The 19,128-nt window shown below is 70.3% G+C and carries 15 protein-coding genes; 4 read left to right on the forward strand and 11 right to left on the reverse strand.

The genetic code is table 11. The features are described from left to right. Positions 1-125: 125 nt before the first annotated feature. The 4 genes from ACZ4WS_RS02340 to ACZ4WS_RS02355 form a co-directional block, all read right to left on the reverse strand. On the reverse strand, positions 126-1,352 hold the full coding sequence (locus tag ACZ4WS_RS02340) for a sedoheptulose 7-phosphate cyclase (RefSeq protein WP_467976361.1): 1,227 nt from the start codon (positions 1,350-1,352) through the stop codon (positions 126-128). Between the two features lie 351 nt (positions 1,353-1,703). Further along, entirely contained in the window at positions 1,704-2,183 is a 480-nt protein-coding gene (locus ACZ4WS_RS02345) for a macro domain-containing protein (RefSeq protein ID WP_467976362.1), read from the reverse strand. 43 nt (positions 2,184-2,226) lie between these two features. Further along, positions 2,227-3,702, reverse strand: coding sequence for an amino acid permease (locus tag ACZ4WS_RS02350; protein WP_467976364.1), 1,476 nt, complete (start codon positions 3,700-3,702; stop codon positions 2,227-2,229). 167 nt (positions 3,703-3,869) lie between these two features. Further along, a complete protein-coding gene (locus ACZ4WS_RS02355) occupies positions 3,870-5,720 on the reverse strand; it encodes an AMP-dependent synthetase/ligase (protein ID WP_467976366.1) in 1,851 nt (616 codons plus the stop codon). A 139-nt stretch (positions 5,721-5,859) separates the two neighbouring features. On the opposite strand from ACZ4WS_RS02355, the gene ACZ4WS_RS02360 reads away from it, so the two are divergent. Continuing rightward, positions 5,860-6,558 (forward strand): MerR family transcriptional regulator, encoded by a 699-nt coding sequence (locus ACZ4WS_RS02360; protein ID WP_467976368.1) that lies wholly within the window; start codon positions 5,860-5,862, stop codon positions 6,556-6,558. Between the two features lie 15 nt (positions 6,559-6,573). On the opposite strand, the gene ACZ4WS_RS02365 is transcribed toward ACZ4WS_RS02360, so the two are convergent. Both ACZ4WS_RS02365 and ACZ4WS_RS02370 read right to left on the reverse strand, forming a co-directional pair. Beyond that, entirely contained in the window at positions 6,574-7,323 is a 750-nt protein-coding gene (locus ACZ4WS_RS02365) for a hypothetical protein (RefSeq protein ID WP_467976370.1), read from the reverse strand. Positions 7,324-7,392: 69 nt separating this feature from the next. Further along, complete coding sequence (locus ACZ4WS_RS02370) at positions 7,393-8,118, reverse strand: SDR family NAD(P)-dependent oxidoreductase (protein ID WP_467976372.1); 726 nt, start codon at positions 8,116-8,118, stop codon at positions 7,393-7,395. A 137-nt stretch (positions 8,119-8,255) separates the two neighbouring features. On the opposite strand from ACZ4WS_RS02370, the gene ACZ4WS_RS02375 reads away from it, so the two are divergent. The 3 genes from ACZ4WS_RS02375 to ACZ4WS_RS02385 are packed head-to-tail and all read left to right on the forward strand — an operon-like array spanning position 8,256 to position 11,866. Further along, positions 8,256-9,284, forward strand: a complete 1,029-nt coding sequence (locus ACZ4WS_RS02375; RefSeq protein WP_467976374.1) for an ABC transporter permease — start codon at positions 8,256-8,258, stop codon at positions 9,282-9,284. A 34-nt stretch (positions 9,285-9,318) separates the two neighbouring features. Then, the gene (locus ACZ4WS_RS02380; protein ID WP_467976375.1) at positions 9,319-10,386 is read left to right on the forward strand and encodes a sugar ABC transporter substrate-binding protein; all 1,068 of its coding nucleotides are present in this window, start codon (positions 9,319-9,321) and stop codon (positions 10,384-10,386) included. A gap of 1 nt (position 10,387) precedes the next feature. Beyond that, positions 10,388-11,866 (forward strand): sugar ABC transporter ATP-binding protein, encoded by a 1,479-nt coding sequence (locus ACZ4WS_RS02385; RefSeq protein ID WP_467976377.1) that lies wholly within the window; start codon positions 10,388-10,390, stop codon positions 11,864-11,866. Positions 11,867-11,907: 41 nt separating this feature from the next. Here ACZ4WS_RS02385 and ACZ4WS_RS02390 read toward each other — a convergent pair whose 3' ends face one another. From ACZ4WS_RS02390 to ACZ4WS_RS02410, 5 genes are all read right to left on the reverse strand, one after another. After that, a complete protein-coding gene (locus ACZ4WS_RS02390) occupies positions 11,908-12,648 on the reverse strand; it encodes an IclR family transcriptional regulator (protein WP_467976379.1) in 741 nt (246 codons plus the stop codon). Positions 12,649-12,712: 64 nt separating this feature from the next. After that, on the reverse strand, positions 12,713-14,338 hold the full coding sequence (locus ACZ4WS_RS02395) for a thiamine pyrophosphate-binding protein (protein ID WP_467976381.1): 1,626 nt from the start codon (positions 14,336-14,338) through the stop codon (positions 12,713-12,715). A 117-nt stretch (positions 14,339-14,455) separates the two neighbouring features. Continuing rightward, positions 14,456-16,630 carry a 3-hydroxyacyl-CoA dehydrogenase NAD-binding domain-containing protein gene (locus ACZ4WS_RS02400; protein WP_467976383.1) on the reverse strand — a complete coding sequence of 725 codons (2,175 nt, stop codon included), beginning with the start codon at positions 16,628-16,630 and terminating at the stop codon, positions 14,456-14,458. Between the two features lie 57 nt (positions 16,631-16,687). Next, positions 16,688-17,902, reverse strand: coding sequence for an acetyl-CoA C-acetyltransferase (locus tag ACZ4WS_RS02405; RefSeq protein ID WP_467976384.1), 1,215 nt, complete (start codon positions 17,900-17,902; stop codon positions 16,688-16,690). 48 nt (positions 17,903-17,950) lie between these two features. Further along, positions 17,951-19,093, reverse strand: coding sequence for an acyl-CoA dehydrogenase family protein (locus ACZ4WS_RS02410; protein WP_467976385.1), 1,143 nt, complete (start codon positions 19,091-19,093; stop codon positions 17,951-17,953). Between the last annotated feature and the right edge of the window lie 35 nt (positions 19,094-19,128).

The following is a 19,128-nucleotide window of genomic DNA, read 5'->3' on the forward strand; positions in this document are numbered from 1 at the left end:
CTCGTGCGTGCGCTCCGTGCGTGCGTTGGTGCGTGCGCACGTGATGCGCCGACGCATGGCGGCCTGGCGTCCCCCGGTGGGTGAGGGTGACGGCCGGGGGCCGTGCAGTGAGGTGGCCCCCGGCCTCAGCGAGCGGCTGCCACCGAGCGCGGCGCGTCAGCGGCGAGGGCGGCGAGCGCCTCTGTCAGGGCGGCGGCGGGGATGTCCTCCAGGTCGTCCACGAACACCGCCGAGCCGATTCCGTCGGGCACGACGAGGTGCAGACGGCGGCCGCGCCGCTCCCAGGAGGCTCTGAGCGCTCGCTCCATCAGCTCGGGCGTGCAGGTTTCGGGGTCGTGGATCGGCAGGCCGAGTCCGCTGATCAGACTGATGATCCGCGCGCAGTCCTCATCGTCGATCAGGCCGAGCACACGGGCGAGTTGGGTGGACAGGGCCATGTCGACGGCGACCGACTCGCCGTGCGCGACCCGGTACTCGCTGGCCGTCTCGATCACCGGCCCGAAGGTGTGCCCGAAGTCGACCAGCCGGGCCAGGTCGCGCTCACGGAGGTTGGGGCAGAGCTCCTCCAGCATGAGCGCCATGGCGGTGCGCAGCACGTAGTCCTCGACGTCGTCGATGGCGAGGACGTTCATGACGTCCCGCGCGTCGTGTGCCGCCCTCCGGCCGAAGTGCCGGAAGACGTCCGGACGCTCCTCCAGCACGCGGAAGAGCCGTGCGTCCTTGATGATCGCCATCTTGGCTATCTCACCGAGCCCGCAACGGATCTGACGCGACGGCAGCGTATGGAGGAAGCCGGGGTCGTTGATCGACGCATGCGCGGGGTGGTACGCGCCGAGCATGTTCTTGGTGCCGAGGGCGTTGACGCCCGTTTTGACGCCGACACCGACGTCGACCTGGCCGACCAGTGTCGTGTTGACCTTGATGTAGCGCACGCCCCGGCAGTAGATCGCGGCGGCGAAGCCCACCAGATCGCAGGTGACGCCGCCCCCGACGGCCAGCATCACGCCACGCCGGTCGAGGCCCGCGAGCTTGGCCTGGGCGCAGATCTCCTCGACCGATTCCATGGTCTTGCGGTCCTCACCACCGCCGGTCACGACCACGCTCCAACTGCCCGGGGCGAGTCGGGCGGCCAGGTACCTCCGGAGCCGTTCGCCGTAGAGCCGTTCGACGGTCGGGCCGAGGAAGGCGACGACCCGGCGGCCCTCGCAGTAGTCGGCCAGCAGTGGGTTGTCAGGGGCGAGCACGTCCTTGGTCAGGTCTACGCGGTACGAAATCCCTTCGGGTGCATGGAGCGTGAAGCCACTGTCGTCGCCTCGGACCCCGGGCTCGACAACGGATGTCTGCGCCGTCACGACACTCCTCGGATCGGCCGGCCCTCGGACCGGTCTCCGTCAACTGCGGTCACCGAGCGCCGAGTTAAACAGCTGATCGACATCGCCTGCAAGGAGTTGACGAAACTTTCTGCAAGAACTGTCAGCCGCGGCCAACGCGAAACCCGCGTGCCTGTCCTTGGAGGTCAGGAGCGGGGGCGAGTTCGGCCGCCACGGCCGTGAACAGCTGGATCACGGCGAGTCCGCGTGCCGTGAACATCGGGAGCGCGCCGAGTCCGCGTGGCGGTAAGCAGCCGGAGCGCGCCAAGTGCGCGTGGCCGTGAACATCCGGAGGGCGTCGAGTACGCGTCGCCATAAATGACCGAAACGCGCTCAGTCCCCGTGGTCGTACACGGTCACGGCTATCCCCCGTTTCACCAACCGCTCGATGACGAGCGGCTCCACGCGGGACCACCTGCCGCCCGCAAGCCCGCAGCCGATCCGCGGCATGTGGACGGACGCGCCGAGCTCGGCGGCCTTGTCCCCCAGCGATCCGAGCGCCGTGTCAATGGCCTCGTAGCGCACGGGCACCCCCTTGCTGCCCGTGCGGATCCCCCGCTGTCCCACCAGGTTCGCCACCCACACATACCGGTCGACCTGGACGAACTGGGCCGCTCCCAGGCCGAAGTCGTTGTGCGCGCGGTCCCGGTGCCAGGCGCGGTACGCCGCCTCCGGCTCCGGCCAGCGGCGCGAGAGCGCCAGCACGAAGCCCTTCCCCCATCCCCCTATGTCATTGCAGACATGGGCGATCACCTTGACGCCCTTGACCGACGGAACGGTGGCGTCACCCCGGACATACATGATCCCCGACATGACGCCACCGTAGGCGCTGCCACTGACAGTCGCCCGTGACCTGCTACTTCGTGAGCTTGCTCAGCTCCTGGTCCTCGGCCTTCGAGATCCGGCGGCGGAGCGCGAACCAGCCGCCGACCAGCAGGACCGCGATCACCGGGATGAGGAGCAGCGTCTTGCGGCCGACCTCGGGGTCGTTCCACATCAGGCCGAGCACGGCGAGCAAGAAGGCGATCGTGACGATCTCGGTGACCGGGCTGCCGGGAAGGCGGAACGACGGGCGGGTCACCAGCCCCTCCTTGGCGCGGCGAACGAACACCAGGTGGCAGATCATGATGATCACCCAGGTGCTGATGATGCCGAGGGACGCCACGTTCAGGACGATCTCGAAGGCCTGGCTCGGCATGAGGTAGTTGAGGCCGACGCCGAGCACGCACACCGCGCAGGTGAGCAGGATCCCGCCGTACGGGACCTGGCTGCGGTTCATCCTGGCGGTGAACTTGGGGGCCGAGCCCGCCATGGCCATGGAGCGCAGGATGCGGCCGGTGGAGTACAGACCGGAGTTCAGCGACGACATGGCGGCCGTCAGGACGACCAGGTTCATGACGTCGCCGGCCGCGGGGACGCCGATCTTCGACAGGACCGTGACGAAGGGGCTCTGGTCGGCGGAGTAGACGGACCCCGGCAGCAGCAGCGCGAGGAGCACGACCGAGCCGACGTAGAAGAGGCCCACGCGCCACATGATCGAGTTCACCGCGCGCGGAACGACCTTCTCCGGCTCGGCGGTCTCGCCCGCGGCGACGCCGACCAGTTCCAGGGCGGCGTACGCGAAGATCACGCCCTGCATGACCAGGACGACCGGCATCATGCCGTGCGGCAAGATCCCGCCGTTGTCCGTGATGACGCTCAGGCCGGGCGTGGTCCCGCCGACCTCGTGCTGCGTGGCCAGCAGGAAGATGCCGATCAGCATGAAGGCGACGAGAGTGGCGACCTTGATGATCGCGAACCAGAACTCCATCTCGCCGAAGATCTTCACCGAGATCAGGTTCACCGCCAGGACCACCGCAAGGGCGATCAGGGCCAGCACCCACTGCGGGATGTCGGTGAAGAAGCTCCAGTAGTGCGTGTAGAGCGCGATCGCGGTGATGTCCGCGATGCCGGTCGTCGACCAGTTGAGGAAGTACATCCACCCGGCGACGTACGCGCCCTTCTCGCCGAGGAACTCGCGCGCGTACGACACGAACGACCCGGAGGAGGGCCGGTAGAGGACCAGCTCGCCCAGGGCGCGTACGACGAAGAAGGCGAAGATGCCGCAGACGAGGTAGGCGATCGCCAGGGCGGGGCCCGCGTTGTGGAGGCGGCCGCCGGCTCCGAGGAAGAGTCCGGTGCCGATCGCGCCGCCGATCGCGATCATGTTGACGTGACGGGCCTTGAGGTCCTTGCTGTAACCGGCGTCGCCCGCGTCCGCGGGCGACGGGGACGTCTGCATCGCATCGGTGCGGGATGCGGCCTTGGCCGTGTCTACGGCGTCCTTGCTCACGGGTGGATCTACTCTCTGGTGCGCCCGACGCACGGCGTACGCGGGTGTCCGGATGTGCCTTGGTCCGCACCGCCCCTGACGCGGCACAGGCCCAGGCGCCACCTTCCCCCAGAGATCACCCCGTATGCGGTGGCACACGTCACATAGCAGTACATCTCACATGGTGATCAGGGGCTGTACAACTCCTCGATGACGTGTCCATAGCGCTCGTGGATCGCCCTGCGGCGCAGTTTCAGGGAGGGGGTCAGCTCGCCCGTCTCGGGGCTCCACTCCGCGTCGAGCACCCGGTAGCGCTTGATCTGCTCGGTGCGGCTGAGGCGCGCGTTCGCCTCTTCCACGGCGCGGGCGATCCCTTCGCGCAGCGCGGCCGGGTCGGCGCCCGCCGCGGGATCCGGGACGAGCAGCGCCACCAGGTACGAGCGGCCGTCGCCGTGTACATAGGCCTGGTCGACGAAGGGGTTCTCCTTGAGCGCGTTCTCGACGAGCGCCGGGGAGACGTTCTTGCCCGTCGAGGTGATGATCATGTCCTTCTTGCGGTCGGTGAGCCAGAGGAAGCCGTCCTCGTCGATCCGCCCGATGTCACCGGTGGCGAACCAGCCGTCGGCGTCCCGGGCGTCCTCGACCGAGCCGTCCGCGCGCAGATAGCCGTCGAAGACGGTCCCGCCGCGCACCAGGATCTCGCCGTCCTCGGCGACGCGGATCTCCAGGCCGTCCAGGGGCTTGCCGACCGAGCCGAGACGGAACGCGCCGGGGCTGTTGGTGGTGGCGACACCGATCGTCTCCGTCAGGCCCCACGCGTCCATGATCGCGAAGCCGAAGCCCGCCCAGAAGGCGACGACATCCGGCGGCATCGGGGCCGAGGCGCTCGCCGTCCACACCAGGCGATCGAATCCGGCGAGCGCGAGGATCGGGTTGAGCACCTGTTCCTTCGCCGTGCGGTACGCCTGTTCCAGCTCCGCGGACGGCTCCTCGCCGCGTTCGCGACAGGCCACGCGCGCGCGTGCCGTCTCCCGCGCGGCCTCCACCGCCGCGCGCCGCTCCTCGGGGAGTCCGGCCAGCGCGGCCCGTACGGCGGAGGCGAGCTTCTCCCACACGCGCGGGACCCCGAAGAACTGCGCGGGGTGCAACTCCCGTGCGATCGCGCCCACCTCCGCGGGGTCCGCGCACAGGTACACGTGCGACGCGCGGAACACCGGCAGATAGATCCCGAGCATCCGCTCGGCGATGTGCGCGAAGGGGAGGTAGCAGATGTGCTCCACGTGGTCGGGGAGTTCGACGAGGCGGTCGAGGGCGAGTGCGTTGAGGACGACGTTGCGGTGGGTGATGCGTACGCCCTTGGGGTCGCCCGTGGTGCCCGAGGTGTAGACGACGGTGAGGGGGTCGGTGGAGCGGGTCTCGCGCCAGGCCTTGTCGACGGTGTCGTGCCCCTTGAGGAAGTGCTCTTTGGCGGAGTGCTCTGTGAGGGGGCGCTCTGTGAGGGCCTGCTCTGTGAGGGCGTGCTCTGTGAGGGCGTGCTCTGTGAAAGCGTGCCCTTTGAGCGACTCATACGTCCGATGGGGTCCCGCCGCGGACGCCTCCGCCACGACCAGCCGCTCCAAAGGCGCGCCGGGATCCCTCAGCAGTGGCTCCCAGCGCGCCAGTTCACGCGCGCCCTCCACCAGCGCGAGGCGGGCGCGGCTGTGCCGGGCGATGTGGGCGACCTGTTCGGGGGCCGCGGTGCCGTAGACGGTGACCGGGACGGCGCCCAGGTGCGTCAGGGCCAGGTCGCTGAGCCAGTGCTCGGGTCGGTTGCTCAGCATCATGAGGACGTGGTCGCCACGTCCGACGCCGAGCGCCGCGTATCCGGCGGCGAGGGCGGCGGTCTCCTGGCGCACCTCGCTCCAGGTGAGCGTGGTCCAGCCGTCCCCCGTACGCCAGGAGAGCGCCGGCAGATCTCCGTGGTCCTCGGCGTTGCGCAGCAGCAGGGCGGGGAGGGTGAGTTCGGCGGGCTCCCCGGGAAGTCGCAGGATCGTGGTCATGACCGCCTCCTGGCGCCGTGGGCTGGGCGTGCCTCGTCGGACGCTTTCACAACACTGGTGAGACAGCAATACTGTTGCACCGCGTCGCCGCCGGCCCCGGAGGGCGAACGCCGCACGACCCGAAAGGCGAGGACCTGCCATGACGACGGACACCGAGGAGCCGACGCTCACGGTCGACGAGTTGGCCGCGCGTGCGGGCGTCACGGTCCGTACGGTCCGCTTCTACAGCACCAAGGGCCTGCTGCCGCCGCCCGTGATCGGCCCCCGGCGCGTGGGTCACTACAGCCAGGAGCATCTCGCCCGGCTCGCGCTCATCGAGGAGTTGCAGCGCCAGGGCATGACGCTGGCCGCGATCGAGCGCTATCTCCAGCAGCTGCCGCCCGGCCTGAGCGCCCAGGATCTCGCCATCCACCGTGCCGTGGTGGCCTCCTGGGCGCCCGACGCGGCGGAGGACGTGACGCGCGAGGAACTCGAGCGGCGCGCCGGACGCTTGCTGGGCGAGGAGGATCTGGACCGGCTCGCCGCGATGAACGTCATAGAGCGGGCCGCGGACTCGTTCCGCGTGGACCCGGCGCTGCTGCGGCTCGGCGTACAGCTCCTCGACGTGCCGCTCGCGCACGAGACGATCCTCGCCGCCCGGACCGTCCTGCTGGAGCACTCGCGCGCGGCGGCCCACGAGCTGTCCACGCTGCTGCGTGACGCGGTGGGCGAGCGCGAGTCCGTGGCGGCGGTGAAGTCGCTGTCGGCGCACATGCAGCCGCTGGTGGTGCAGGCGTTGCTCACCACGTTCCAGCGCTCGCTGAAGGAGGAACTGCGGGAGTGGCTCAAGGACTCCTGAGCCACTCCCCACGGCCTAGGAGACCTTGAGCCCCGCCGCCGACGCGGTGGGCGTCTCGTCGGCCGCGATCTGCCGCAGCCGCTCGGCGTACATCTGCGCGAGACCGGTCAGCGTGCCGGCGGCGCCCGGCTTCGCCAAGTTGGCGTCGTCGCGGTAGTCCAGGGTGCCGATGAACTTCCCCTGGAGGATCACCGTCTCCTGGACATTCGCATCGGACCCGGACTTGAACTGGAACGTGACGCTTCCGGCGTCGTACGTCGCCGTGTTGAGGACCTGATATTTGCTCGCGCTGTTGCGGACGTAGCTGTCCCAGGAGCGGAAGGCCTTCTTCGCGGCCCGCGCGTTGCTGTACACGATGACCTCGAAGCCGGCGAGGGCGGTGCCGCGGTAGCCGACGTCACCGTGCGCGACGGCGTTCTTGCACTTCGAGGACGGTTCCTTGCAGCTCGTCGGTGCCTTGGCGCGGCTGGAGAGCGCCTCGCTGACCGTGCGCAGGGCGGTGGGCATGCTGTCGGCGGGCGGCAGCACGGACTGCGCCTGCTGGGCGCCGCTCAGCGACCCGCCGCCCTTGTTGCTCGATCCGCCGCTCGTCCCGCCGATGGTGCGGCTGCGGGATGTGGATGACTTCCCCCGGCTCTTCTTCTTGCTCTTCTTGCCCTGGCATCCCGTGAGCGCGAGCGACAGGACGAGAACGCCGACTCCGGCTCCTCGCAGCACTCGCTTGGTGGTGCACCGCACGTACGGCCCCTCCGTTGACGTGATCATGATCTACGGCAGCCTAGGACGCCGGAGGGACACGTCCGGTTGCGTCCCCGCCGTCCCTACAGGAAACCCTCACAAGTAGGCGGATCCACCCGCCACATTGAGGGTCTGGCCGGTCAGGAACCCGCTGCCCTCGTCGACCACGTAGAGGAGGGTGGAGACGAGGTCGGAGGGCACTTGGGTCTTCGGGACGGCCTGCTGGGCGCGGACGTTCTCGAAGCCGCCGTCCGCGCCGACGGTCCGCTCGGCGGTGGCGGTGCGCACCATGCTCGGCGCGATCGCGTTGACGGTGATGCCGTGCGGCCCGAGCGCGGACGCCAGCGCGCGCGTGAAGCCGATCAGGCCCGCCTTGGAGGAGACGTACGCGACCATCGTCGGCGGCGCGGTGAGGACGGCCGCCGAGGTGATGTTCACGATCCGGCCCCAGCCCGCCGCCTTCAGATACGGCAGCGCGGCGCGGGTCACGAGGAACGGCGCCTCCAGGTTGACGCGCATGACCCGCCGCCACTCCTCGGGCGTGGTGTCCTCGAAGGCCGACTCCGGGTACACGCCCGCGTTGTTGACGAGTACGTGCAGTGTCCCGAACTGGTCGATGACACGCTCCAGCGCCGCCCCGATCTGGTCCTCGTCGGTGACGTCGGCGATCAACTCCACGTAGTCCAGCACCCGTTCGGCCGTCTCGGGCTGCGGAACGAGATCGATCCCCGCGACCCGGAATCCGCGCCCCGAGAGCGCGACGGCGAACGCCTGCCCGAGGCCCTGTGCCGCTCCGGTCACCAGGGCGGTACGTGTCTCCATGCGCCGAGTGTGATGAGCCGTCAGGCGCTCGGCAAGAGCGCATTCCACTCGCCGGAACGGCCCTGTTGCCGCGGGCGTTCGCGGGGCCCACGCTGCGGGGCGACCGCCCAGCGTCAGCCGTACGGGAGCCGTGCCCGATGACCGAGACCGAGCGTGCCGTGGACGACGCCGAGCGCGCCCGCGAACAGGGCGGCGGACGACGGCAGTTCGGGGCCCTCCCCCGGCGGCTGATCCGTGACGAGCTGGGTGTGCTCATCGTCCTCGGGCTGCTGATCGCCGGAATCGGCATCCCTTACCCGGACTTCCTCGACAGCGACAACCTGCTCACCACCGCCCACAACTCCGTCTACATCTCGCTGATGGCGTGCGGGATGGTCTTCGCGCTGGCCATGCGCGAGGTCGATCTGTCCGTGGGCGGAACCTACGCGATGTGCCTGGTCGTCGGGGCCCTGCTGGTGCGGGACGGCACGGCGCCCTGGCTGGCGGTTCCGGTGATGCTGGTCACCGGGATCGTTCTGGGCGTCTTCAACGCGCTGGTCACGACGCTGCTCGCGCTGCCCTCGTTCATCGTGACGCTGGGGACTCTGATGCTGTACCGGGGCGTCGGGCTCGCGCTCGCCGACGGCAAGCAGATCACCGACCTGCCGCTCGACGACTCGTTCTTCACGCTCGCGGGCGGCGACGCGGCGGGGGTTCCGTTCGCGCTGTGGGTGCTGCTCGCCGCGGTCGTGGTGCTGGCGGTCGTGCTGGCCCGGACGCGTTTCGGCGCGCGGGTGCGGGCGATCGGGTCCAACCCCGACGCCGCCGCGTTCAGCGGCATCCCCGTCGTCCGCACCCGGATCCAGGCGCTCGCGGTGTCCGGACTGACCACGGCCTGCGCGGCGGCGCTCGCGCTCGCCTTCTACGGGGCCGGTGACCCGACGCTGGGCCAGGGCTACGAGTTGCAGGCCATCGCCGCGTGCATCATCGGCGGCACCCCGCTCGCGGGCGGACGCGGATCGGTGGTCGGGGCGGTGGCCGGAGCGATGATCCTGTCCGTCGTCGCCTCAGGGCTCGTCTTCTTCGAAGTACCCATCAACTGGACGTCGTTCGCCACGGGCGGGGTGATCCTCGTCGCCGTCGCGGCGGACAGCGCACTGCGCCGTACGGGACGCCGACGCCGCTGAAGTCCCCCTGTACAGAGCCTGTTTGGAGGCCGTGATGCACCCCCGACTGCGTACGCTGTCCGCCGCGTTCGGCGCGCTGGCCCTGCTCGCCGCCGCCGGCTGCGGCAGCGGGAACGGCTCCGGCGGCAAGAACGGCAAGCTCAATATGGGTATCGCCGTGGCCAACATCAGCCTCAACTTCGCCCATGAGATGGTCCTCGGCGCCGAGAGCGCGGCGAGCCACGAGGGGAACGTGAACTTCAAGGCGGTCGGGCCGCCCAACACGGACGGGCCCGCCGAGGTGCAGCTCTTCCAGAATCTGACCGCCCGTGCCAAGGACGGCATCGTCCTGGAGAACCTCGACCCGCCGATCTTCACCCGGCCCGCCGCGCGCGCCGTCGACCAGGGCATTCCGATCGTCGCCCTGGACACCTCGCCGACCGACGGCAGCAAGGTCGACTTCTATGTGGGCAACGACAACTACGCGCTCGGCGAGCTGATGGCGAAGGAGGCGTTGAAGCGGCTGGGCAAGGATCCGCAGGGGCAGATCGTCATCGGCGTGCCCAACCCCGGGACGCCCGTGCTCGACAACCGGGCCAAGGGCATCGCCGACACCTTCAAGAAGGAAGCCCCTGGTGTGAAGGTGCTCGGCCCCTTCCAGACGTACAGCGATCCCGGGCAGAACTACAGCTCCTGGTCGGCGCAGGTGAACGCGCACCCCAAGGCGCTCGCCTTCCTCGGCGTCGGTGACGCGGACAGCTACAACCTCGCGAAGATCAAGAAGGCCGAGAACGGCACCTGGCTCACGGCGGGTTTCGACGTCGACCCGAAGACCCTCGACGCGGTCAAGGACGGCTCGAACTTCGTCACCATCGACCCGCAGCACTTCCTCAAGGGCTATCTGTCGACCGCGATGCTGATCCAGGCGGTGCGCGACAACGACGGCAAGCTGCTCAAGGGCTGGTTCCTGTCCCCCGGCGGGGTCGTCGACCAGTCCAACATCGACGAGATCATCACACGGCAGAAGTCCGCGAAGGCGGCGTACGACTGGTACAAGCCCACGATCGACAAGCTGCTCGGCGACCAGAAAGCCCAGCTCAAGCCCCTGAAGGACGCGCGCTGAGATGAGTGAAGGCGACATGCTCGTGGCCCGGGACCTGGTCAAGTCGTACGGCGGGGTCAGGGCGCTCGACGGAGCGGGCATCAGGCTGCGGAGCGGCGAAGTGCACGCGCTGGTGGGCGAGAACGGCGCGGGCAAATCGACGCTGGTGCAGATCCTTTCGGGCACGGTGGCGCCTGACGACGGGACGGTGCGGCTCGCGAAGGAGGCGCGGGCGGGCGGAATCGCCGTGGTGTCCCAGGAGTTGAGCCTCTTCCCCGACCTGACCGTCCGCGAGAACCTCTACCCCTACCGCCCGCCGCGCCGCTTCGGCCTGCTGGACCGGGGCGCCATGGACCGCGCCGCCCGCCCGGTCCTCGCCGAGCTCGGGCTCGACGCCGAACCAGGCACGATCCTCGGGGAACTGCCGCTGGCCGACCAGCAGTTGACCGAAATCGCCCGGGCGCTGCTGCGGCGCCCCAAGGTGCTGGTCCTCGACGAGCCGACCTCCGCACTGCCTGCCACCGCCGTGGACCGCCTCGAACAGGTGCTGCGCACCCTCACGGGGCGGGGCATCGCGGTCCTGTACGTCACCCACTTCCTGGAGGAGGTGATGCGTTTCGCGCAGCGCGTGACCGTGCTGCGCGACGGGCGGGTCGCGCTGGCCGGGACGCGGCGGGAGGACGTCGACGTGCCGGAACTGGTGACGGCGATGCTGGGCGGTCAGCCGCCTCCGGCCGTACGCCGCACGCGCTCCGTCGCCGAGGGGCCACCGCCGGTCGTACTGTCCGAGGTGAGCGTGCCGGGGCGGCTCGCCGACGTCACCTTCACCGTGCGCGCGGGCGAGGTGGTGGGGGTCGCCGGGCTCCAAGGGGCGGGCCATCTCGACGCGTTGGAAGTGGTGTGCGGGCGTACGGCGATCTCGGCGGGGCGCGTCGACGTGGGCGGCCGGGGCCTGCCGCACTCGCTGCGTGCCGCGGTGCGCGCGGGCGTCGCGTTCGTCCCCAGCGACCGCAAACGGTTCGGGCTGATGGCGGAGCGCATGGTGTGGGAGAACGCGACCGCGGTGAGCTGGCTGGCCCTGGGGCGCGGCGGCATGCTTCCGTCGCGCGCCGAACTGGTCCGCCGCACCGGCGACTTGACCGAACGGCTCCGGCTGCGCGGCGGCCCGTACGACATCGTGGCCCGCCTCTCCGGCGGCAACCAGCAGAAGGTCGTCTTCGCCAAGTGGCTCGCCACCGAGCCCCGCATCGTCGTCCTCGACGATCCGACCCGGGGCGTCGACGTCGGCGTACGCGCCGAAATGCACCGTATCGTCGGCGAGTTGGCGGCGGGCGGCGCGGCCGTCCTGATCGCCTCGACCGACCTGGCGGAACTGACCGAGGTGTGCGACCGGGTGCTGGTGTTCGTGCGCGGGCGGGTCGTGGGCGAGGTGCATGGGGAGCGGCTCACGGAGCACGCACTGGCGGTGGCGATGCAGTCGGGGGTGACGCGGCCGGGCTGATTGCAGCGGAGGGTAGGGCTGGCGGGGTCGAAAACCCTCTGTCACGCCGACAGCGTGCGAGTCAGGGCTCGCGCCGCCGCGCACACCCTCGCTCCGATGCGGTCGACGTCGAGTCGGCGGGTGCCTCCGGTGACCGAGATCGCGGCGATCGGGTGCGGGCCACGGCCGTGTTCGTAGACAGGGGCCGCGACGGCCGAGATGCCGACCTCGGCCTCCTCCAGGTTGACGCCGTAGCCGCGGGCGCGTGTGGCGGCCAGGTCACGGGCCAGTTGCCCCGGCAGGACGAGGGTGCGCGGGGTGAGGCGGGGCAGGGAGGGGTGCGGTGGCCGGGGGTCGTGGGCGAGGAAGACCTTGCCGGTGGCCGTGCAGTGCGCCGGCAGCCGGCCCCCGGTGCGCGAGACGATCGGGGTGGCGCGGCGGCCGGTGATCTTCTCCAGGAAGAGGGTGTCGGAGCCGTCGGGGACGGCGAGGTGCACGTTCTCGCGGGTCTCCTCGTGCAGGTCGCAGAGGTACGGCAGCGCGGCGTCCCGCAGCTCCCGGGCGGACGGCGCCGACTGGCCGAGCACGAAGAGGGCGAGCCCGATCCGGTAGAGGCCGTCGGTGGTGCGCTCGACGAGCCCGAGCCGGACCAGCTCGCCGATCAGGCGGTGCGCGCTAGGTTTGGGCAGCCCGGTGCGCAGCGCCAGCTCGGCGAGGCTCAGCGCGCCCTCGGCGTCCCCGCAGGCACGCAGCAGGGCCGCCCCGCGCGCGAGCACCGACTTCGGCGCCGGACCGTCCGTCATGGACCGATGGTCGGGCGCCCGGGGCCGGTTGACAAGGTGCGGGTCACTGTGAGTCGGCGGCCGCCTACCGTAGGGGTACGTCGACCAGCATCGGGCGGGTCAACTCACCCGCCCCGGAAACGAGTTCGCGCACATGGTCCGCACTCGACGCTCGCACCGCGTCGATCCCGAAGAAACGCGCCGCCTGCGTGAAGTCCAGTGCGCCCAACTCGGTCCCGGGACAGGGCCCGTGGCCTCCCATCGCCTCGTAGGTGTCCTGAAGTGTGCGGTACGCGCCGTTGCTCATCACCACGAACAGCACCGGCGCCGCACTGCGCGCCGCGCTCCACAGTCCCTGGAGTCCGAACAGCGCACACCCGTCACCGAGGACGGCGACCACCGGCCGCCCCGGCTCGGCGAGCGCACGGCCGACGGCGGCCCCGATCCCCCAGCCGAGGCCGCCCCCGACGGTGTGCGTATAGCTGCCGGGCCGGTCCAGGCGGACGAGCCGCCGCAGCAACAGGCCCACGGTGATGGCCTCTTCGACGACCGCGGCGTCCGGTGGCAGTCCGCGCGCCACGGCGTGGGCCGCCGCCCAGGGCGCGAGCGGCGCCGGGGAGTACGCCGCACGGGCGGCGGCCTCGGCGCGGTTGCGCTCGGCCGTGTGCCGCTCGCCCGCGCGCAGCATCCTGGCCTTCGCGGTGTGCGCGGGCACCCGCTCGCGCAGCAGCTCGGCGAGCCGGTCGAGCGACGGGGCGATCCCGCCGACCAGCCCGAGTCCGGCGGGGAAGTTGCGGCCGATCTCGTCCGGGTCGGAGTCGAGCTGGACGACGGTGATACCGGGCGGCAGGGCGGGACCCGGGCTGTAGTGGTGCGGGGTGAAGGCATGCGCCCCGGCGATCAGGACGGTGTCGTACGGCGTCAGCGCGTCGCGGATCGCCTCGTGGCGCGGCGGCAGCATGCCCGCGTACAGGGGGTGCGTGGTCGGGAAGTTCAGGCAATCGCTCATCGGTTGGTGATGGACGGGCGCGCCGCAGGTCTCGGCGGCGCGCACGAGTGCGGGGACAGCGTTGTCGCGGCCCACGCCGTCCCCGGCGACGATCACGGGACGGGCGGCGGCACCGAGCAGGACGGCTGCGCGTTCCAGGCCAAGGGCCGCTCCTGTGCGCGGTGTTGGCGTGCGTGCCGGGACGTCGACCTCGGTGTCCTCGGTGAGCAGGTCCATGGGGACGGAGAGGAACACCGGCCCCGCGGGCGGACGTACGGCGAGGGCGAAGGCGCGCCGCACGGCCAGGGGCAGGTCACGGGCGTGCTGGACGTCGAACGTGGCTTTCACGGCGGGCGCGGCGAGTCCGATCAGGTCACCCGACAGCATGGGGTCCTGCTGGAGATGGCGGCGGTCCTGCTGGCCCGCCATCACCACCAACGGGGTGCGTGAGCGGCGGGCGTTGAGGAGGCCGATGAGCCCGTTGGCGAGCCCGGCCGCGATGTGCAGGCTGACGAAGGCGGGGCGGCCGGTGGCGCGGGCGTATCCGTCGGCCATGGAGACGACGGCACCCTCGTGGATGCCGAGGACGTACTCGGGTGCGTCCTCGGCATCCATGAGGGCGGCCAGGAACGGCAGTTCGGTGGTGCCGGGGTTGCCGAAGACGCGGTCCACGCCCTCGCCGCACAGGATGTCCAGCAGGGCGAGGGCGGGGCGGCGACCCATGGGAGCTCCTCGGTGGGGGCGAGTACCGGTTCGCGGGTCAGCGTCCGGTGCCCGCCCCCGCGGAGCAAGCCCCGCATACCACTCAGCGACACGTGGCGCGAGGATGCACCCCTCGCCCTACTTGTCGCTGAACTTCTCGCCCTTCTCCGCCTTTTCGACGAGCAGCGCCGGCGGCGTGAACCGCTCCCCGTAGCGCTCGGCGAGCTCACGCGCGCGCGCCACGAATCCGGGCAGCCCACCGTCGTACCCATTGATGTACTGCAGGACGCCACCGGTCCAGCCCGGGAAGCCGATCCCGAAGATGGACCCGATGTTGGCGTCGGCGACCGACGTCAGCACGCCTTCCTCCACGAGCCGGACGGTGTCCAGCGCCTCGGAGAAGAGCATCCGCTCCTGCATGTCCTTGAAGGGGATCTCGTAGCCCGGCTTGGTGAAGTGCTCGCGCAGCCCCGGCCACAGCTTGGCGCGCTTGCCGTCCTCGCCGTACTCGTAGAAGCCCGCGCCGCCGCTGCGGCCCGTACGGCCGAACTCGTCGACCATGCGGTCGATGACCGCCTCGGCCGGGTGCGTCTGCCAGGTGCCGCCCGCGTCCTCGACGGCCTGCTTCGACTCCTTGCGGATCTTGCGCGGCAGGGTGAGCGTCAGCTCGTCCATGAGGGACAGGACCTTGGCCGGGTAGCCCGCCTGGGCGGCGGCCTGCTCGACCGAGGCGGGCTCGATGCCCTCGCCGACCATCGCGACGCCCTCGTTGATGAAGTGCCCGATGACACGGGAGGTGAAGAAGCCGCGCGAGTCGTTGACGACGATCGGGGTCTTCTTGATCTGGCGTACGAGGTCGAAGGCGCGCGCCAGCGCCTCGTCGCCGGTGCGCTCGCCCTTGATGATCTCGACGAGCGGCATCTTGTCGACCGGCGAGAAGAAGTGCAGCCCGATGAAGTCGTTCTGCCGCTCCACGCCCTCGGCGAGGACGGTGATCGGCAGGGTCGAGGTGTTGGAGCACAGCAGCGCGTCCGGCTCGACGACGTTCTGGATCTCCTGGAACACCTTGTGCTTGAGCGAGGTGTCCTCGAAGACGGCCTCGATCACGGCGTCGCAGCCGGCGAGTTCGTTCGGGTCGGCGGTCGGCGTGATGCGGGCCAGCAGGGCGTCCGCCTTCTCCTGGGTCGTACGGCCCCTGGAGACGGCCTTCGCGCAGAGCTTCTCGGAGTAGGCCTTGCCCTTGGCCGCCGCCTCCGCCGACACGTCCTTGAGGACGACGTCGATGCCCGCGCGGGCGCACGAGTAGGCGATGCCCGCGCCCATCATCCCGGCGCCGAGGACGGCGACCTTGCGGACCGGGCGCGGTTCGATGCCCTTGGGGCGGTTGGCGCCGGAGTTGACGGCCTGGAGGTCGAAGAAGAACGCCTGGATCATGTTCTTGGCGGTCTGCCCGGTGACCAGCTCGGTGAAGTAGCGCGCCTCGATGATCAGCGCGGTCTCGAAGTCGACCTGGGAGCCCTCGACGGCGGCCGCCATGATGTTGCGCGGGGCCGGGTAGGGCGCTCCGTTGAGCTGCTTCCGCAGGTTGGCCGGGAAGGCGGGCAGGTTGGCGGCGAACTTCGGGTTCGACGGCGTACCGCCCGGGATCTTGTAGCCGGGCTTGTCCCAGGGCTGCTGGGACTCGGGGTTGGCGTCGATGAAGGCGCGGGCCTTGGCGAGCATCTCCTCGGGCGTGGCGGCCACTTCGTGGACCAGGCCGTTCTCCAGGGCGCGCTGCGGCGCGTACTGGGTGCCCTGGAGCAGCACCTTCAGGAGGGCGTCCGTGATGCCCATGAGGCGGACCGTGCGGGTGACGCCACCGCCCGCCGGGAGCAGGCCGAGGGTGACCTCGGGCAGGCCGATCTTGGAGCCGGGCGCGTCGAGCGCGATCCGGTGGTGGGAGGCGAGGGCGATCTCGTAACCGCCGCCGAGCGCCGCGCCGTTGATGGCGGCGACGACCGGCTTGCCCAGCGTCTCGATGCGGCGCAGCGAGGACTTGATGGCCGTGCCGGTGTCGAAGGCCTGCTGGGCGTTCTCCGGACCGGCCTGGATCATGTCCTTGAGGTCGCCGCCCGCGAAGAAGGTCTTCTTGGCGGAGGTGTAGATGATGCCGCGGATGGAGTCCTTCTCGGCCTCGGCGCGCTCGGCGATCGCCGCGATCGAGTCCTTGAAGGCCTGGTTCATGGTGTTGGCGGACTGGTTGGGGTCGTCGAGGACGAGGGTGACGACGCCGGTCTCGTCCTGTTCCCAGCGGATGGTGGTGCTCTCGGTCATGAGGAGGGTCTCCGTAGAAGCCGTTTAAGCCGTGGAAGTCTGGGGTCCGCTGGGGAGTTACAGGCGCTCGATGATGGTCGCGATGCCCATGCCGCCGCCCACGCACAGCGTGGCGAGGCCGTAGCGCTTGTCCTGGCGCTCCAGTTCGTCGATGAGGGAGCCGAGGATCATCGCGCCGGTGGCGCCGAGCGGGTGGCCCAGCGCGATGGCGCCGCCGTTGACGTTGACCTTGTCCAGGGACAGGCCCATGTCCTTCACGAAGCGCAGGACGACGGCCGCGAAGGCCTCGTTGATCTCGACGAGGTCGATGTCGTCGATGGTCAGCCCGGCCTTGGCGAGCGCCTTGCGGGTCGCGGGCGCGGGCCCGGTGAGCATGATGGTGGGCTCGGATCCGGAGACGGCGGCGGAGACGATCCGCGCGCGCGGGGTGAGGCCGTAGCGTTCGCCGACCTCCTTCGAGCCGATCGCCACCAGCGACGCGCCGTCCACGATGCCGGAGGAGTTGCCCGCGTGGTGGACGTGGTCGATCTCCTCGACCCAGTGGTACTTCTGCAGGGCCACGGCGTCGAAGCCGCCGAGTTCGCCGATGTCGGCGAACGACGGCTTCAGCTTGCCGAGCGAGTCGGCGGTGGTGCCGGGGCGGATGTGCTCGTCGTGGTCGAGGACGACGAGGCCGCTGCGGTCCTTCACGGGGACGACGGACTTCTCGAAACGCCCGTCCTTCCAGGCGGCGGCAGCGCGCTCCTGGGACAGCGCCGCGTACTCGTCCACGTCACGCCGCGAGAAGCCCTCGATCGTGGCGATGAGGTCGGCGCCGATGCCCTGCGGTACGAAATTGGTGTCCAGGTTGGTCATCGGGTCGGCGAACCAGGCGCCGCCGTCCGAGGCCATCGGCACGCGCGACATCGACTCGACGCCGCCCGCGAGCACCAGGTCCTCCCAGCCCGAACGGACCTTCATCGCCGCCATGTTGACGGCTTCCAGACCCGAGGCACAGAAGCGGTTCTCCTGGACGCCGGCCACCGTGTCCGGGAGGCCGGCGGCGATCGCGGCGATGCGGGCGATGTCGGAGCCCTGGTCGCCGACCGGACCCACGACGCCGAGCACGATGTCGTCGATCGCGGCCGGGTCGAGGCCCGGGAAGCGGCGCCGGACCTCGTGGATGAGCCCGACGACCAGGTCGATGGGCTTGGTGCCGTGCAGGGCGCCGTTCGCCTTGCCGCGGCCGCGCGGGGTGCGGATCGCGTCGTACACGTACGCTTCGGTGCTCACTGGTAAGCCTTTCAAGAGGGCTGGGAGGGCTGTGCGGGGCTGGGAGGGTCAGCCGAGCAGGGAACGGCCGATGATCTCCTTCATGATCTCGGTGGTCCCGCCGTAGATGGTCTGGATACGTCCGTCGGTGAAGGCCCTGGCGACGCGGTACTCCGTCATGTAGCCGTAGCCGCCGTGCAGTTGGAGGCAGCGGTCCGCGACCCGTTTCTGCAGTTCGGTGGCCCACCACTTGGCCATCGAGGCGTGCACCGCGTCGAGTCCCCCGTTCGAGTGATCGACGATGCAGCGGTCGAGGAACGTGCGGGTGACGGCGCACTCGGTGGCCATCTCGGCTATCTCGAAGCGGATGTGCTGGAGCTTGGAGAGCGGCCGTCCGAAGGCCTCGCGCTCCTTGACGTACTCGGTGGTGATCTCCAGCAGGTACTCGGCGGCCGCGATCCCGGCGACGGCGATGCCCATGCGCTCCTGAGCGAGGTTCGTCATCAGGTGGACGAAGGCGCCGTTCAGCTCGCCGAGCAGGTTCTCCTTGGGGACGCGTACGTCGTTGAAGAACAACTCGGCCGTGTCCTGGGCCTTCTGGCCGATCTTGTCGAGGTTGCGGCCTCGCTCGAAGCCCGCCATGCCCCGCTCGACGACGAGCAGGGAGAGCCCGTGAGCACCGCCTTCAGGAGTCGTCTTCGCCACGACGATCACGAGGTCGGCGAGGATGCCGTTCGAGATGAAGGTCTTGGAGCCGTTGAGCAGCCAGTGGTCGCCCTGGTCCTCGGCGTGCGTCTTGATGCCCTGGAGGTCGGATCCGGCGCCGGGTTCGGTCATCGCGATCGCCGTGATCAGCGAACCGTCGCAGAAGCCGGGCAGCCAGCGCCGCTTCTGCTCCTCGGTGCCCAGGCCGGTCAGATACGGCCCGATGATGTCGTTGTGCAGCCCCAGCGCGAGTCCGGCGGCCCCCGCACGCGTGAACTCCTCGGCGAGTACGGCGCTGTAGCGGAAGTCGGTGTCGCCTCCGCCTCCGTACGCCTCGGGCACGGCGAGCCCGAGCAGCCCCTGCTTCCCGGCCGCCCGCCAGGCGTCGCGGGAGACGATGCCGTCCTTCTCCCACTGCTCGTAGTGGGGCAGCACCTCCTTGGCGAGGAAGGTGCGCACGGTCTCGCGGAACGCGTCGTGCTCGGCGGTGAAGATCTGCCGCTTCATGCGGGAAACGCCCTCCTGCAGTTCATGCGGAAACG

The sequence above is a fragment of the Streptomyces sp. NPDC029292 genome (assembly GCF_055569295.1).

Excerpts from the sequence above, each read along its gene's own strand:
- ACZ4WS_RS02375 (WP_467976374.1), top strand. The coding sequence starts at position 8,256 with ATGACCGAGACCGAGCGTGCCGTGGACGACGCCGAGCGCGCCCGCGAA.
- ACZ4WS_RS02355 (WP_467976366.1), bottom strand. The coding sequence starts at position 5,720 with ATGACCACGATCCTGCGACTTCCCGGGGAGCCCGCCGAACTCACCCTC.
- ACZ4WS_RS02400 (WP_467976383.1), bottom strand. The coding sequence starts at position 16,630 with ATGACCGAGAGCACCACCATCCGCTGGGAACAGGACGAGACCGGCGTC.
- ACZ4WS_RS02410 (WP_467976385.1), bottom strand. The coding sequence starts at position 19,093 with ATGAAGCGGCAGATCTTCACCGCCGAGCACGACGCGTTCCGCGAGACC.
- ACZ4WS_RS02360 (WP_467976368.1), top strand. The coding sequence starts at position 5,860 with ATGACGACGGACACCGAGGAGCCGACGCTCACGGTCGACGAGTTGGCC.
- ACZ4WS_RS02390 (WP_467976379.1), bottom strand. The coding sequence starts at position 12,648 with ATGACGGACGGTCCGGCGCCGAAGTCGGTGCTCGCGCGCGGGGCGGCC.
- ACZ4WS_RS02365 (WP_467976370.1), bottom strand. The coding sequence starts at position 7,323 with ATGATCACGTCAACGGAGGGGCCGTACGTGCGGTGCACCACCAAGCGA.
- ACZ4WS_RS02370 (WP_467976372.1), bottom strand. The coding sequence starts at position 8,118 with ATGGAGACACGTACCGCCCTGGTGACCGGAGCGGCACAGGGCCTCGGG.
- ACZ4WS_RS02395 (WP_467976381.1), bottom strand. The coding sequence starts at position 14,338 with ATGGGTCGCCGCCCCGCCCTCGCCCTGCTGGACATCCTGTGCGGCGAG.
- ACZ4WS_RS02380 (WP_467976375.1), top strand. The coding sequence starts at position 9,319 with ATGCACCCCCGACTGCGTACGCTGTCCGCCGCGTTCGGCGCGCTGGCC.
- ACZ4WS_RS02345 (WP_467976362.1), bottom strand. The coding sequence starts at position 2,183 with ATGTCGGGGATCATGTATGTCCGGGGTGACGCCACCGTTCCGTCGGTC.
- ACZ4WS_RS02385 (WP_467976377.1), top strand. The coding sequence starts at position 10,388 with ATGAGTGAAGGCGACATGCTCGTGGCCCGGGACCTGGTCAAGTCGTAC.